The following is a 15,876-nucleotide window of genomic DNA, read 5'->3' as shown; positions in this document are numbered from 1 at the left end:
CGACGGTGACCGCCCCCGGTTCTCAGGAGATCCCACTCCTGTCCTCGCCGCACAACCGCGCGATGGTCGGCGCGGCGAAGATGTCCCTGGCCGACACGGCGAAACCCTCGGCACGCAACGCGGTGACCAGCACGACCGCCCGGATGGAGTCGCCACCGAGATCGAAGAAGCTGTCCTCGATGCCGACCCGGGCCACGCCGAGCACCTCGGCCCACACCGCGGCCATCCGCTGCTGGCTCGGCGTGCGCGGCGGGACATGCCGGGTGCGCCCGGTGTCGGCCGCCGCGTCCGGCAACGCCGCCGTGTCGAGTTTTCCGTTGGGGGTCAACGGGATTCGCGGCACCTGCACGTACGCGCCGGGCACCATGTACGCCGGCAGGGTGGTGGCGAGCCAGCGTGTCAGCTGTTCCGGCGCCGGCACCGCGCCGTCCGCGGCGGCCACCAGGTACGCCACCAGTCGCTGGTCGCCCCCTGGGCCCTGCCGGCAGACGACCCGGGCTTCCGCGACCTCCGGGTGCCCGCTCAGCACCGCTTCGACCTCACCGAGCTCGACCCGGTAGCCACGGATCTTGACCTGCCCGTCCCGCCGGCCGATGACGTCGACGGCGCCGGACGGCAGCACCCGCGCGATGTCCCCGGTGCGGTACAGGCGGGTGCCCGGTGGGCCGAACGGGTTGGGTACGAACCGTGCCGCGGTGAGGCCCGGCCTGCCGACGTAGCCCCGTGCCACGCCGATCCCGCCGACGCACAGCTCTCCCGGCACGCCGACCGGCACCGGCTGCTGGGTGTCGTCGAGCACGTACATGGTGGTGCCCTCGATCGGCCGGCCGACGGGGACGACCTCGCGCCCGTCGCCGTCCACGACGTGGCACGCGTTGCCGACCGTGGCCTCGGTCGGCCCGTACTCGTTGATCACCCGCGCGCCGTCGCCAAGCCACTCCGCCCACCGCCGCGCCGTCCGCGCGGGCAGCGCCTCGCCACCGACGACCAGGTTCCTGGTGAGGCCGCGGGCGCTCTCCGCGTCGAACTGGTGGGCCAGCATCTCCAGGTGGCCCGGGGTGAGCTTGACGAACCCGAACGGAGCCGCGGCACGCAGCCGCCTGCCGAGCTCGGCGAGGTCGGTGTCCTCCGGCACGACATGGACGGTCTGCCCGGCCAGCAGCGGCCCGAACAGCGTCGTGACGACGAGGTCCGACGCCGGCGTCGAGAACAGCGGAGCGCCGCCACCGAGATCGCCCAGGTAGTCGCTGACCACCCAGCGCAGGTAGTTCGCGAGGCCGCTGTGCGAGACACAGACGCCCTTCGGCCTTCCGGTCGAGCCGGACGTGTAGATCACGTAGGCCGCCTCGTCGCCGTTCGGCCGCGCGGGCAGGGAGGCCGGCGAGTGCTCGGGCGCGGCACTCTCCCGGTCGACGATGATGGTCTCGCCGTCGAAGAACGACGCGGCGAGCTTGTCCACGTCGGCGTGTCCGGTCAGCACCCAGCGGGCACCGCTGTCCACGAGCATGAAGGCCCACCGCCCCGCGGGCTGCTCGGTGCCGAGCGGCACGTAGGCGGCACCTGCCTTCCACGTCCCGAGCAGCGCGACGAGCAGGTGTTCGTCGCGTCGCGCCACGACACCGACCACCTGGCCGGGGCCGACGCCTGCCGATCGCAGCCGGCGGGCGAGGCGGGCGGCCCTCGCGTCGAGTTCGGCGTAGCTCAGCCGAACCCCCACGCAGTCGACGGCGACGGCGTCCGGGCTCAGCCACACCTGCCGCTCGAACGCCTCGATCACGTTCGGCACGTAGGGCGCCTCCCCGACGGCGGGCACCGCGTCGCGGGCCCAGCCGAGCAGCCGCGCACGCTCCCCGCGCGGCAGGTAGGTCGCGGTCGCGTCGCCGTCGAGGTCGTCGGCGATCGCCGTCAGCACGGCACGGAACATCCCCGCGACCGCCTCCGCCCGCTCGGTGCTGACCACCCTCGGGTCGACGGTCACGAACACGTACCCGGCCCGCGAGGAGATACTGAGCGGGAACTCGGTCGGGCTGTCGTCCTCACCCGCGAGGTCGCCGAGCAGGTCGGCGTCGACCTGGTTGAAGTCCTGGTAGTTGAACAGCACGTTGATCAGCCGCCCGCCGCCCCGCGCCAGCCGCGTGATCTCCGGCAACGGGAAGCCCCGGTACGGCCAGAACTCCACCTCGCGCTCGAAGACCTGGCGCAGCAGGTCCCGCCATGTGCGTGCGCCGCGGTCGACGGCGAACGGGACGGTGTTGAGGTACATACCGTAGACCCGGTCCGCCCCGGCACGTTCCGGTCGTGCGTCGCAGACGAGTCCTGTGTGGAACGCGCGTTCGTCCGTGAGCTGGGCCAGCACCTTCACGTACGCGGCCAGCATGACGCTCTTCAGCGACACGCCCGCCTCGCTCGCCCGCGCCCGCAGGGTCGCCTCGAGGTCGCGCCACGACACCCGCGTCTGCCGCGTCGTGCCGGCGGGCGCCGCCGGGTCGCCCCACTCCTGCGGGAGTGTGAACGGTTGGTAACCGTCCACGACGCCCTGCCAGTAGGCGGCGTGCTCCGGTGAGTCGATGGCGGCCAGTTCCTCGGCGACGAAGTCGGCGAACCGCACCGCGGGCGGCTCGGCCGGTGGCGGTGCGGTGCCGTCGCGGAGCGCCTCGTAACACCGGAGCAGCTCCATGATCAGCGTGTGGTGGCCCCAGCCCTCCAGGATCGGATGGCATTCGGTGACCGAGAGCCAGTAGACGCCGTCGCCGGTCAGGTGCACGAAGAACCGCATCAGACCCGGGTTCTCCAGGTCGAACAGGTCGCGGCGCTCGCGGTTGGAGTGCTCCCGCAACAGCCGCTCCACCTCCTCCGAGGTGGACCCGCTGACATCGCTGACGGCAACGGGAAGCTTCGCCGTGGCATGTACGAGCTGCATCGGGACCGAATAGCCGGTCAGGTGCAGCGAGGTGCGCAGCACCTCGTGCCGTGCGGTGACGATCGCCGCGGCCTGGGTCATCGCGACGAGCGAGAACGGCAAGGCATCGATGACCCGGAACGAGGTGACGTTGTGGTAGCGGTTCTGATCGTCCGCCAGCATCTCGAACAGCATGCCGATCTGGTTGCGGGACAACGGGTACGCGTCGGTCACGCCGTCCGGGAGCCGCTCGCGGTCCGCCGGGGAGAGCAACGCGAACGGCGCGACCAGCGTGCCGGTGTCGGCGAGCAGCGGCTTCTCCGCGACCAGTACGCACAGCGCCGCCACCGTGCGCTCCGCGAAGATGTCCCGCACCGACACGTCGAACCCGGCCTCCCGCAACGCCCCGACCAGCGCCACGGCGCGGATCGAGTCGCCGCCGAGGTCGAAGAAGCCGTCCCGCACACCGACCCGGTCGGCGCCGAGGACCTCCGCCCACACGGCGGCCATCCGCTCCTCGTCCGCGGTTCGCGGCCGCTCGTAGTCGACCGCCGCCCCGCCCGCCGGCGCCGGCAGGGCCGACACGTCGAGCTTTCCGTTGGCGGTCAACGGGATCCGGTCGAGAAAGACGATGTCCGGCGGCACCATGTACTCCGGCAGTGTCCGCTCCAGCCAGGCCCGCAGGTCGCCGGCGTCCAGGACGGGTGCGCCGTCCACCGCGACCACGTAGGCGACGAGCCGGGGATCCTGGTCGCCGTCCGAGCGCAGCAGCACCCGTGCCTGCGCCACGTGGTCGTGTGTGCCGAGCGTGCCCTCGATCTCGCCCAGCTCGACGCGGTAACCGCGGATCTTGACCTGGTCGTCCCGGCGCCCGGCGAAGTCCACGATGCCGTTCGGCAGGACCTTGCCGAGGTCACCCGTGCGGTACAGCCTCGACCCCGGCGGGCCGAAGGGGTCTGGCACGAACTTGTCCGCCGTGACACCCGGCTTGCCGGCGTAGCCGCGGGCGACACCGGCACCACCGACGCAGACCTCGCCGATCACGCCGACCGGCACCGGGTTCAGCCACTCGTCCAGCACGTACATGCTCGTGCCGGGCATCGGGCGGCCGAGCGGGACGACCTCGCGTTCCGGTACCTCGGCGACCGGGCACGTCGAGTTGCCGACGGTGATCTCGGTGGGGCCGTACTCGTTCACCACCCGGCCGGCACCGAGCAGCGCGTCCCACCGGCGGGCCACCTGCCCGGTCAGCACGTCACCCCCCGGCACCAGCGTCGACGCGAGACCATCGATCTCGTCGTCGCGGAGCTGATGTGCGAGCACATCGAGGTGGCCCGGGGTCAGCTTGACGAAGCTGAACGGTGCGGCCGCGCGCAGCCGCGCACCCAGCTCGGAGAGATCCATGTCCTGTGGCAGCACATGTACGGGCTGGCCGGCGAGCAACGGTCCGAAGAGGACCGGGACCACCACGTCCGATGCGACGGTCGAGAACAGCGGCGCGCCGCCCGTGGACCGGCCGACGTACTCCGCCAGTACCCAGTCGAGATGACAGGCCAGCCCGCCGTGGGTGACCTGCACGCCCTTGGGGCGGCCCGTCGTACCCGACGTGTAGATCACGTAGGCCAGGGCGTCCGCGCCGAGGTCGGGCGGCGGCGCCGGCGGGAGACCGGTCGTGCCGGTGTCGTCGAGCTCGTCGAGGACGATGACGGAACCGTCGAACACCGCGCGCAGTTCGGCCTCGTACCGGCGTTCGGTGAGCACGCAGCGGGCACCGGAATCCGACAGCAGATACTCCCACCGCTGCGCGGGCAGTTCCGGGCCCATCGGCAGGTAGGCCCCGCCGACCTGCCAGGCGGCGAGGAAGGACGCGATCAGGTCGGCACCGCGGGACAGCAGGACACCGGCCACCTGCTCAGGGCCGAGCCCGTGCGAGTGGAGCACCCCGGCGAGCCGGTCGGCCCGCGCGCCGAGCTCCGCGAAGGAGGTCGTGCCCTGCTCGGTGATCACCGCGGCGGCGTCCGGGGTCCTGGCGACCTGGGCGCGAAAGCGTGCCGGCACACCGGGTCCGGCCACCGGCGGGCCGGCCCGCCGGGTCAGCATCGCCCGCTCGGCCGCCGCCAGCATGTCCAGTGTGGACACCGGAGCGTCGGGTGTTGCGGCGGCGTGCGCGAGCAGTGTGGTGAAGTGGCGGGCCATGCGGGTCACGGTGGCGTGGTCGAAGAGTTCCGTCGCGTAGATGAGCCTGGCGTTGATCGAGCCGTCCGGCATGGGCGCGGCCTGGAGCTCGAGGTCGCACCGGGCCGCCTGGCCGGCCGCGGCATACGGCCGCGCGGTGACGCCGGGAAGTGCGATCCCCGCGCCGTCCGTCTCGTGCATCGTGAACACGGTCTGGAACAACGGGGTCCGCGACAGGTCCCGCTCCTCCGCCACCGCGTCGACCACCTGCGCGAAGGGGACGGCGCTGTGGTCGAACGCGTCGAGCACGATCTCCCGCACGTGATGGAGCAGTTCGCGGAACGACACCTCGCCGGACCACCGGGTGCGGATCACGAGCGTGTTCACCGCGTAGCCGACGACCTGCCGAAGCTCCGGACGGGTGCGGCTGGACGCGATCGTGCCGACCGGGACGTCCGCGCGGCCGGTGTAGCGGGCGAGCAGCGCCTGGAACGCGGTGAGCAGCATGACGAACGAGGTCACGCCCTCGGCCTGCGCGAACGTCGTCAACCTGGCCGCCAGGGCAGGCTCGATCCGGAGGTCGACCTGGGCACCTTCGTACCCGCGCACCGACGGCCGTGGCCGGTCCGTCGGCAGTTCGCATGGCGCGACGTCCGACAGCACGTCCCGCCAGTAGCCGAGCTGGCGCGCACTGTCCTCATCGGACAGACGGGTACGCTGCCACGCGGCGAAGTCGGCGTACTGCACCGGCAGTCGCGGCAGCGCCACACGCTCCCCCCGCACTGCCGCGCGGTAGCCCTCGGCCAGCTCGGTCAGCAGGATGCGGGTGGACCACGCGTCACACGCGATGTGGTGGAGCGTGACGACCAGCACGTGCTCGGTCGGCGACTGCTCGATCAGCACGGCCCGAAACGGCCACTCGCGCGCGAGGTCGATGGCGGTGGTCGTCTCACGAGCGACGAGCTCCGCCGTCCACTCATCGATGTCTACTGTGGACGCATCGGGGCGCACCGGCCGGAGCAGGCCGCTCACCGCGTCGTCGACCACCTGTACCGGCACACCGCCGTCCATCTCGTAGCGGGTGCGCAGGACCTCGTGCCGCGCCACCACCTGGTCGAAGGATCGGCGCAGCGCGTCGACGTCGAGCTCACCCACGAGCCGCATCGCCACCGGCACCAGGTACTCCGAGCTGCCGGGGCGCAGTTGCTGCAGGAACCACATCTGTTCCTGACCGTGCGACAACCGCAACGGCCGGGACCGGTCCGCGTTCTCGATGCCCGCGGACGCGCCGTCGCTGCCCCGCAGCCGCCGCGACAGCACCTGCGCGCGGCGGGCGTCGAGGGACGTCTTCGACCTGCTGGCCATCGAGCCTCCTGTCTGCGCGTTTCCCGGCAACCCTTGCCGGGCCGCCAATATCACCGCTATACCGGTTGGCCGCTTCGGCCATATAGCCGCGATATGGCCGAAGCGGCCAACCTGCGGGCAGCGGCGACACCGTGTTCAGCGCGGGCTGTGGACAACCACCGGCACGCCGCGACAGGAGACCGAGCAAGGAGGCGCGGTGACGGAGAACATCACTGACGACCGCAGGTGGCGGGTCGTGCTCAACGACGAGGAACAGTATTCGGTCTGGTGGACCGACCGCGAGCCACCGGCCGGCTGGTACTCGGAAGGCACCGAGGGCACCAAGGACGAATGCCTCGCGCGTATCGAGGAACTGTGGACCGACATGCGTCCCCTGAGCCTGCGGCAACGCATGCAGGCGCACGGCGCCTGAGAAACCCCCGTATTTCCCCCTGTACAGGCGGACGCCTGCGCACTCTCGGAAGAAGTCACACATGCGGATCGTCGGTGTCAACCTCAGCCACGACAGCAGTATGAGTCTGGTCGAAGACGGCCGGGTCACGGCCGCTCTCGCGCTGGAACGCATCACCCAGCAGAAGCGGGGTACCGTGCCGTGGCACGAGTACACGCTGGCAATGACCCGGTTGGCCGTCGAGGTGCTCGATGGCGCCGGCCTCACCATCGACGACGTCGACTACTGGATCGGGACCTCGACCGAGTCCGGCGACCAGGACGAGGAGTCACGGTTGCTGGACATCCTCGGGGTGCTCGCACCCGAGCGGAAACGGCTTTCCCTGCCCCATCCCGCACACCACCTCGCGCATGCCAGCGCGGCGTTCTACACGTCCGGACTGAGCGACGCGGCGGCCGTCGTGGTGGACACCTATGGGTCCATCTTCAACGGACACCGGGAACGGGAGACCGCCTTCGAGTTCGACATGAGGAGCCGGCCGAAAGAGCTGTTCCGGATGACCAGGGCGAGCACCCGCATCGCCGGCACCATCCACAACGGCGGCATCTTCCTGCCGGAGAACATCGGCGGACTCGGCGAGCTGTACCGGATCGTCACGCTCACACTCGGCTTCCGCGAGTCGGGAACGGCCTACGACGACGCCGGCAAGACGATGGGTCTCGCGCCGTACGGCAAGCCACTGTCCGCGCAGTCGATGTTCATCGAGGTGAGTGGCGACGGGCTGAGTTTCGACGACGCGGTGAAGTCACTGGTCGACCTCGGGTTCGCGGCCTATGTGGAGTCAGGTGCTCAACTGATGCCACGACAGCGCGGCGAGGCCATCTCACAGCTGCACATGGACCTCGCGTGCCAGATCCAGACCGAGTTCGAAGAAGCACTGCTGTACCTGACGAGCAAGAGCCTGCGCATGTCGAGCAGCCGCAACCTGGCACTGTCCGGTGGCTGTTTCCTCAACTCGACGGCCAACACACGGCTCGCACGCGAGCTCGATATCGACGGCATCGCCGTGTTCCCGGCGGCGACCGACGACGGCAACGCCGCGGGTGCGGCCCTGTACGCCTACTACAACATCGTGAACGAGCCGACCGAGTCCGCGCAGACCACGGCGTACACGTTGCCCGACGTGTACCTCGGCCCGCCGCGGACGTCTTCGGACCGGATCGAGCAGGCGAGCGCGACGTGGCACTGCGAGCCTGTCCATCACCCGGACGAGGACTCACTCGTGCGGTCGGCCGCGGCGGCCATCGAGCGCGGCGAGATCATCGGCTGGTTCCAGGACCGCGCCGAGTACGGGCCACGCGCGCTCGGCTCACGGTCGATCCTCTGCCACCCCGGGATCCCCGGTATGAAGGACAAGCTCAACGCGCGGGTGAAGTTCCGGGAGGGTTTCCGGCCGTTCGCCGCGTCGGTGCTCGGTGAGCGCGCGGCCGAGTTCTTCGAGATCCCCGTGCCGGAAAGCCCGTTCATGCTGTTCGTGTGCCCGGTCATCGACGGGAAGCGGCGGATCGTCGAGGAGGTGACGCACGTCGACGGCACGTGTCGCATCCAGACCGTGGCCGAGGAACCCGGTGGCCTGTTCCGAAAGCTGATCGAGCGGTTCGACGAGCTGACCGGGATCCCGATGATCCTGAACACCTCGTTCAACCTCAGGACCCGGCCCATCGTGGAGACCCCGGGAGACGCGCTGAACTGCCTGTTCGGTTCCCGGCTCGACCGGCTCTACATCGGCGGGTACGAGTTCTCCGCGCCGGCCTTCCCCGACATGGTGCCGACGAGCCTCACGTCCGGGTCCGACCGAGGGCCGAGCGATCCTCGGGAGGCGAAGATCCTCAGCCTCGTCGACGACTCGCGATCCGTGCGCCGGATCGCCGAGGAGGCGGGCATCGACTGCGACGAGGCGGTCAACCTGGTGCTGGACATGCGGAGGCGGGAGTTCCTCGACTGGGCCGGCCTGCCCAACCGCTACCGCGAGCTGGACATCCCCACCCCGCAGTACCAGCAGAACTTCCGGGAGAGCCGCTGAGAAGCGGCTACCGACAGTCCCCGCACGCCGGGTCCCCGTCGAGTCCACATCCTGTCAGTGCATGTTCCTGTCAAACACAGTAGCTGGCAGTTCTGGAAATAAGTTACCAAAATTCTAGGGGACGTTCCTCGGCGGAGACGACGTGCAGGCGTGCGAGAGGAGTCACTTTGATGAGGTTCCAGGTCCTCGGCATGGTGGGTGCTTGGGCGGGCGACAGCTGGATCGAGGTACGCGGCTCGAAGATGCGTACGTTCCTGGCGTCGCTGCTGCTCGCCCGCGGTCGAGTGGTCTCCGACGCTCGGCTGATGCAGATGCTGTGGGACGAGGACCTGCCGGCGACGACCCAGGCGCAGATCCAGACCTACGCCTCGCGATTACGCAGCCTCCTCGGAGCCGAGGCGAAGATCAGGCGCCAGCCGCCGGGGTATCGCCTCGAACTGCCCGCCCAGGACCGCGTGCGGCTCGACGTCGTCGAGTTCGAGAACCTGGCCGCACACGGGGGTGCCGCGCTCGCCGCCGGCCGCCACGCCGAGGCGAGCAAGCTGCTTCGCAGCGCGCTTTCCCGGTGGACCGGCGAGGCGCTCGGCGGAGTCACCGACCACCTCGCCGCGGTGGAGCAGCCGCGCCTGGAGGAGGCCCGCCTCACCGCACTGGAGAAGTGCATCGACGCGGAGCTCGCGCTTGGCGAGCACCAACCACTGATCACGGAGTTGACCGCGTTGGTCGCCGACGAGCCGTTACGCGAGCGGCCCCGCGTGCAGCTCATGAACGCGTTGCATCGCAGCGGCCGCACTCCGGACGCCCTTCGGGCGTACCAGGACTTCCGCATCACGCTCGCGGACGCGTTGGGCCTGGACCCGTCGACGGAAATGCAGGAACTGCACCAGTCCATCCTCACCTCCTTCCCACCGCGGCCGCCGATCCAGCTGCGGACGCGGCGCAACTGGATCGGCGGCCCCGCGCTGCCACCGGAACCGAACGACTTCATTGGCCGGGACAGCGAGACCGCGCGGGCCTGCGCGGTGCTCACCGACTCACCCAACGACCGCGACCTGCCCATGGTGTGCGCCATCAGTGGCATGGACGGCTCCGGCAAGACAACGCTCGCGCTGCGCGTGGCCCGGCTGCTGCGTGGGCAGTTCGCGGACCGCCAACTGCTCGTGGACCTCGGCGGCCGGTTGCCGGAACCGCCGACCGCGGCGACCGTGCTCGCCACGCTGCTCACCCGGCTCGGGGTCCCGGCCGCACAGCTGCCGGACTCGTTCGCGGATCGCGTCGAGCTGTACCGCCGAACCCTTTCCGGCACCCGCACCCTCCTGGTGCTCGACGACGCGGACCACGAGCGGCAGGTCCGCCCTCTGCTGCCCGCGGTGCCTGGCTGCGGCGTGCTGATCACCAGCCGCTTCCCCCTCGCCGCGCTCGAGGGCGTCGAACGCATCGCGCTGGACGTGTTCTCCCCGGACGAGTCCGTGCGGCTGCTGGAGAAGATCGTCGGTGCCGACCGGATCGCCCGCGAACACCGGACGGCCGTCCGCATCGCCGAGCTCTGCGACCACCTGCCGATCGCCGTCCGGGTCTGCGGCGCCCGGCTGGCCACCTGCACGCACTGGCCGCTCGACAGGCTGGCCGACCGGCTCGCCGACCCACAGCGGGTGCTGGACGAGCTGCGGGAGGGCGACCTCGACGTGCGCGAGCGGCTGATGCCCGCCTACCTTGCGCTGCCGGACAAGTCGCGGAACGCGTTGCTGCGCCTGGCCAGCCTCGAACCCGGGCCGTTCTCCGCGAACACCGCGGCAGAGTTGCTCGAGATGTCCATGATGGACACCATCGACCTGCTCGACGAGCTCATCGTCGCGCACCTCGTGCGACCCGAGCCGCTGACGGCCGACCGTTACCAGCTGCCAGGACTCGTCCTCGCGCTGGCACTCGACCAGTGCGTGCTGAGCAAAGCCGGCTGATCCCCCGCCCGTCCCCCAAGGGGTTACGCATGACGACAGCGGCCAACGAGTTCCGCTACCTGACCCACGACGACGTCGTGCGGACCATGTCCGCCATCGACGTGCTGTCGGTGGTGGCCGAAACGCTCCGCCTTCACAGCGAGAACAGGGTGGTGCTCCCGGAGGAGGCCTATCTGCCATGGCGTTCACCGGGCGGTGCGGCCAACCGGTGCCTCGCGATGCCGGGCGCGGTCGACTTCGACGACGGCTTCGCGGTCGGGTTGAAGACGATCAACGCCAGCCTCGGCAACACCGCCAACCACCTCCCGCGCTCGCAGGGTTTCACCCTGCTGCTGGACGCCGAGACCGCGCGCCCGCGCCTGCTGATGGAGGCCGCGCACGTCAGCGCCCTGCGGACCGCGGCCGTGACCGCCCTCGCCGCGCAGACGATGGGGCGCAAGGGAATGAGCAGCATGGGCCTCATCGGGTGCGGCACGCTGGCGATGGCGCACCTGCGGCTGCTCGCGGAAACGGTGCCGACGCTGACCGACGTGCGACTGTTCGACATAGACCCGGTGCGCGCGGAAACCTTCCGCGGTGAGGTCGTGTCGTCGCTGCCGGGGCTGCGCCTTAAGATCGTGCCGACAGCACGAGAGTGCGTCGCCGACGCCGACCTCGTGGTGCCGGTGACGACCGTGACGGAGGGCTACATCCCGTACGACTGGCTGATGCCGGGGACGCTCGTGTCCAACGTGTCGCTCGACGACCTGCTGCCGGACGTCGTGCAACGCTGCGACGTCCTCGTGGTCGACGACTGGGAGCTGGTCAGCGGGGACAGACGCCGGCTGCTCGGGCGGATGTACCACTCGGGCGATCTTCTGCCGCCGTCCGGGATCGTGAGCGGCCAGACCGGCGGCCCCGGCACCTCCGTCCGCAAGGTCGACGCGACGCTCGGCGAAGTCGTCTCCGGCGCTCACCGGGGCCGTGGCGACGACACGGACATCGTGGTGTGCAACGCGTTCGGGATGGCGATCCTGGACATCGCCGTGGCCTACCGGGTGGCCGCCGCCGCCGAACGAGCCGGCATCGGGCAGACCTTGTCCCTGTGACGGCTCGGGCCGTGACTCAGCAGTCGGACAGCCAACCGGACTCGACCGCGCGGACGCCGATCTGGAACCGGCTGCGCGCACCGAGGCGTTCGGCCAACTCCGCGATCACCCGGCGGGTGGTCCGCACGGACACGCCCAGCTTGCGGGCGACCACCGCGTCGGTGTGGCCGTCGGCGAGCAGTCGCAGCACCTCGCGGTCCTGATCCGCCAGCCCGGCCTCATCCCGGTTGCTCGGCGCGCCGAGCTCGGTGGCCCGCCCCCAGGCGTGGTCGAAGAACGCACACAACGCCGCGAGGACGCCGGTGCCGCGCAGCACGATGATCCCCTCCGCGGAGCGCATCGGGTCGATGGCCACGATCGCCACGGTTCGGTCGTAGATCGACATACGGACCGGCAGGCTGGGTACCGTTCGCACCTCACCGCCCTGCTCGACCAGCCAGCGAAGGTAGCCGAGAGCAGCGGCGTCGTTGGTGATGCTGGTCAGGTACAGCCTGCGGATGCGCACGCGCCGGTCAAGCAGCTGACGATCCTCCACACGGTCCGCCGCCTCCTGCGGATCCCGCGGCGGGCCACCCGGCGAGAACGACATCATCTCCGTGGTGCAGCCGTCCGCCAGCCGGTCAGCGAAGCTCTGCACCGCTTCCAGGCCGTGCACCCGCTCGGTCGGGAACCCGATCTGTTCGGCCCGCGCCTGGTTGTACTCGGCCAGCATGCTCGACACCAGCGCACGGCTGCGCACCATGTCCTGGTGGCGACGGGCGAGCGCGGCCTCCTGCCGCTCCAGCAGGTCGTGCAGCGCCGTGTCCGGGGTCGTCAGCACCACCTCGCGCTGCGTCTGCCAGCCCGGTTTGATCAGGTTGAGCTGCTCGAGCTCGGCGAGCGCGCGGTGCAGCTTGTCTGCCGGCCACGTCAACCACAGGCTCAGGTCAGCGAGGCCGACGTGCGGATACTTGATCATCGCCTGGTACAGAATGCCAGCGTCCACACTGGCACCCAGAAACTCCACGTTCCCCCCTTCCAGGTGACCTCGCCCTGCCGATCGACCATCCCAGTTTATGATCTTCCCCTTGAAGATCACTGATCTCAACCTTTTCGATCACTGTTGACCGATCCAGGGCGGACCTGGAGTGGTCCGACCACTGACCATCGCCGCCGTGGTCGCACAGCGGCCAGATCGCGGTCCGCAGTCGAATTACTGACACCACGGGCAAGAACGAGTCGCCGGCCTCTCGCCGAATATAAGATTGACGCCCGTCCGCGCACAGGTCATGATTAATGTGCACATCAACCAGGAGGAGTGGTCATGACGAACACACGAAAGCGAGGGTTGCGGCACCAGTATCCGGCCGCCGCCGCTGTGTGCTCGCCGAACAACGACCGGAAACCCTTCTCCTGGCAAGAACCAGGCATCCTGGGCCGCACAGGCTCCCCACCCTGACAGATGTCGTGTCAGGCCAAGGGAGCCGCCCCATCGTAGAACCGATCGGGCGGCTTTCTCTATTTCGTGTTGTGGTTTGTGTGGCGGTGAGCTTCGGAAGCGGAATGGTCCCCAAAACCGTTCGTCCGGGGGTTCGACTCCCTCCACCGCTGCTTGTTCTATTGATATCTACACAACGGAGTACAGGTTCGGGGCGTTCATGCGGCTGTGGTGAACTCGGCGGACACGTCGGTCTTCCAAACCGAAGCAGCGGGTTCGATGCCCGCCAGCCGCTCGCAAGACGGAACCTCGTCCTGCCTCCTCCGCGGGTCGCTAGCTCAACGGGTCAGAGCAGTCGCCTCTTAAGCGACGGGTACGGGGTTCGAGTCCCCGGCGACCTACTCCGTCGGCACACGACCGTGCCGCGCGGGCCGTTAGCTCAACTGCGCAGAGCAGCCGGCTTTTACCCGGCGGGTTCGGGGTTCGACTCCCCGGCGGCCCACGAGATCCACGCACCAGGTTGAAGTCCTGGCAGGGAGCGTCCCGTGTGGAGTCCGCAACCTGGCGGGGTCAGGTGTCGAGCGGGTTGCCTCGCCAGCGCCAGGCGGTCTGCTGTGGAAAGCCGGTGAGTTGGGGTTCGGTTGGTGGCCCACAACATCGCGGTCCACGAGTCGGTGCCGGTGAGGTCGGCGGCGGCGTGCGGGAACATCCGGGCGAGTACCCGGGCGCAGAGGTCGCGCGGTGGGTCGAGGTGGAGACCGAAGCCTCGTGCGATGTCTTCGCCGTGTACGAGGGTCTCCACGCATCCCATGCCCGCGAAGCCGGCTGGGTCGGCCATGCCGGTGGGGTGATAGGCGCGGACGGACGGCGCCGCGGCGCGGACCGTTGCGGACAGGATTCCTCCGCCGGTCACGGCGAACTCCAGCACCTCTGCTGGCGTGGCGTCTTTGTCCGCGGTGGCGAGGAAGCGCACGTATCGTTCGGTGGGTTGTGCGATGAGCTGGGCCGCGTAGGACAGCGGGCAGTCGCCGATGTGTTCGGCGGTGTGCCAGCAGTCCCAGTCGCCGGTGCCAGCTACGGACGACCAGTCCCGATCGGTCGCCGGACGCAGCGTGCTCGCAACAGTGGAGATTGCCGCATCGAGATCATCGGCGGTGACGTTCACCTTGTCTCCCTGTCTTCTTCGCCCGAGACGGGGCCCCGATGCGTCGGTCACGCGGATCACCTTTGCCGATCGATGAGTGAGGATTCCGAACGCTATCGCGAACCGCCCGGCCTGCGTGCCGCTGGGATCGTGGCTGGCCAGGCCATCTCGCGTGCCGGCCACCGCACTGTGGCGAGTTGACCGGCGGGTGTCTTCACAGGGGTCGTCGGGGTGGCTGGCAGCTCTCAGACCGCCAGTTTTCTCTCTCTCGTCAGGGGAGAACTCGTTCGCGGACGCCACTGAGTGGGTGTCCGGCCGGAGTGGCCGGACGAACCGCGAGGTGAGAGGTGCTCATGCGAACACGAGTTGGTGTCCTCGCCGGCCTGATGGCGATGCTCGCCGGGCTGGCGACGCTCGTCGCGCCCGGGGCGGGTGCGGCGACGCCTCACCAGACACATCTGTGTGGCCCGGACATTACGACCCGGGACACGGTCCTGGAACTGACCTTCACAACCGGTGGCGACGACCTGCGAGGCGGCAACGACAACCTGAACGTGACGGTGGTGCCGCGCTGGCACGCGCCGGTGACGGTGCCCAACGTCAACCGGAGCGTCGGCTGGCCGGGCGGCAGTGTCCGGACCGTGTGGATCTGCCTGACCCGGTTCGAGATCCAACCCGAGGAGATCACCGGGTTCACGCTGACCACGACATTCGGCGGCGGACTTTTCGGGGACAACTGGAACCTCGACGTGCTCGAGGCCAACTACCGGTCCTGGGGGCTGTTCGGGCAGGAGACCCGCCCACTCACCTTCCAGTCGGGCCGGCCGCTGTGGCGGTTCACCGGTGACGCCAGGTCCTTCGCGGCGCGCGTCAACCCGGTGTTCGACGGCGGGTTCGAGGGCCAGCCCAGCCGCTCGATCGGATTCCCATGGTGGACCGAGGGAGCGGACTGGAAGGGTGTCGACAGCAACCTCGGCACGGGCCAGACCGGCGCCAACAATGCGTTCACCTGGTCGACCGCACGGAATTGGAACGCGATCCTGCAGTCGGTTCCGGTACGGCCGAACACGAATTACGTGCTGACCGGCTGGGTGCGGACATCAGGCAATGTCAACGCCGGATTCTTCGGTGCCCGGCTGCCGGGCCAGTGGCCGCCGCGGGAATCGCGGTTCGGCGCCACCGGGACGGGTTACCAGCGGATCGAGGTCAGGTTCCACTCGGCTGGCAGCACCACGGTGACGGTCTTCGGCGGGTTGTGGGGTAATGGCACACCAGGTGGGGACTGGTTGCAGTTGGACAACGTCGAGCTCCGAGTGGCCTGATCGGACGGCGGCGGCCCGGTGTTCCCGGGCCGCC

At 69.7% G+C, this 15,876-nt stretch carries 7 protein-coding genes and 4 tRNA genes; 9 read left to right on the top strand and 2 right to left on the bottom strand.

The annotated features are described in order from the left end of the window. Window positions 1–22: 22 nt before the first annotated feature. Window positions 23–6,439, bottom strand: coding sequence for a non-ribosomal peptide synthetase (locus VF106_RS20365; RefSeq protein WP_330841345.1), 6,417 nt, complete (start codon window positions 6,437–6,439; stop codon window positions 23–25). A gap of 196 nt (window positions 6,440–6,635) precedes the next feature. Between VF106_RS20365 and VF106_RS20360 the strand changes: the two genes are divergently transcribed. The 4 genes from VF106_RS20360 (at window position 6,636) to VF106_RS20345 (ending at window position 11,959) form a co-directional block, all read left to right on the top strand. Next, the gene (locus VF106_RS20360) at window positions 6,636–6,851 is read left to right on the top strand and encodes an MbtH family protein (RefSeq protein WP_330841344.1); all 216 of its coding nucleotides are present in this window, start codon (window positions 6,636–6,638) and stop codon (window positions 6,849–6,851) included. A gap of 61 nt (window positions 6,852–6,912) precedes the next feature. Further along, on the top strand, window positions 6,913–8,913 hold the full coding sequence (locus VF106_RS20355; RefSeq protein WP_330841343.1) for a carbamoyltransferase C-terminal domain-containing protein: 2,001 nt from the start codon (window positions 6,913–6,915) through the stop codon (window positions 8,911–8,913). A gap of 170 nt (window positions 8,914–9,083) precedes the next feature. Further along, a complete protein-coding gene (locus tag VF106_RS20350) occupies window positions 9,084–10,871 on the top strand; it encodes an AfsR/SARP family transcriptional regulator (protein ID WP_330841342.1) in 1,788 nt (595 codons plus the stop codon). Window positions 10,872–10,900: 29 nt separating this feature from the next. Continuing rightward, window positions 10,901–11,959, top strand: coding sequence for an ornithine cyclodeaminase family protein (locus VF106_RS20345; RefSeq protein WP_330841341.1), 1,059 nt, complete (start codon window positions 10,901–10,903; stop codon window positions 11,957–11,959). A 16-nt stretch (window positions 11,960–11,975) separates the two neighbouring features. Here VF106_RS20345 and VF106_RS20340 read toward each other — a convergent pair whose 3' ends face one another. Then, window positions 11,976–12,944 (bottom strand): helix-turn-helix domain-containing protein, encoded by a 969-nt coding sequence (locus VF106_RS20340; RefSeq protein WP_330841340.1) that lies wholly within the window; start codon window positions 12,942–12,944, stop codon window positions 11,976–11,978. 535 nt (window positions 12,945–13,479) lie between these two features. On the opposite strand from VF106_RS20340, the gene VF106_RS20335 reads away from it, so the two are divergent. From VF106_RS20335 to VF106_RS20315, 5 genes are all read left to right on the top strand, one after another. Further along, window positions 13,480–13,549: transfer RNA gene (locus tag VF106_RS20335), tRNA-Trp, on the top strand. Window positions 13,550–13,598: 49 nt separating this feature from the next. Beyond that, window positions 13,599–13,671 (top strand) — tRNA-Gly (locus tag VF106_RS20330). Window positions 13,672–13,703: 32 nt separating this feature from the next. Continuing rightward, window positions 13,704–13,777 (top strand) — tRNA-Lys (locus tag VF106_RS20325). Between the two features lie 27 nt (window positions 13,778–13,804). After that, a tRNA-Lys gene (locus VF106_RS20320) sits at window positions 13,805–13,878 on the top strand. A gap of 995 nt (window positions 13,879–14,873) precedes the next feature. Then, entirely contained in the window at window positions 14,874–15,842 is a 969-nt protein-coding gene (locus VF106_RS20315) for a hypothetical protein (protein WP_330841339.1), read from the top strand. Window positions 15,843–15,876: the final 34 nt, after the last annotated feature.

Source organism: Actinophytocola sp., assembly GCF_036378875.1.
Lineage (GTDB): Bacteria > Actinomycetota > Actinomycetes > Mycobacteriales > Pseudonocardiaceae > Actinophytocola.
This window is presented reverse-complemented; position numbering and strand designations above follow the sequence as displayed.

Bases quoted from the DNA above. Each gene is read 5' to 3' on its own strand.
- VF106_RS20365 (WP_330841345.1), bottom strand. From the start codon at position 6,439: ATGGCCAGCAGGTCGAAGACGTCCCTCGACGCCCGCCGCGCGCAGGTG.
- VF106_RS20355 (WP_330841343.1), top strand. From the start codon at position 6,913: ATGCGGATCGTCGGTGTCAACCTCAGCCACGACAGCAGTATGAGTCTG.
- VF106_RS20350 (WP_330841342.1), top strand. From the start codon at position 9,084: ATGAGGTTCCAGGTCCTCGGCATGGTGGGTGCTTGGGCGGGCGACAGC.
- VF106_RS20345 (WP_330841341.1), top strand. From the start codon at position 10,901: ATGACGACAGCGGCCAACGAGTTCCGCTACCTGACCCACGACGACGTC.
- VF106_RS20315 (WP_330841339.1), top strand. From the start codon at position 14,874: ATGCGAACACGAGTTGGTGTCCTCGCCGGCCTGATGGCGATGCTCGCC.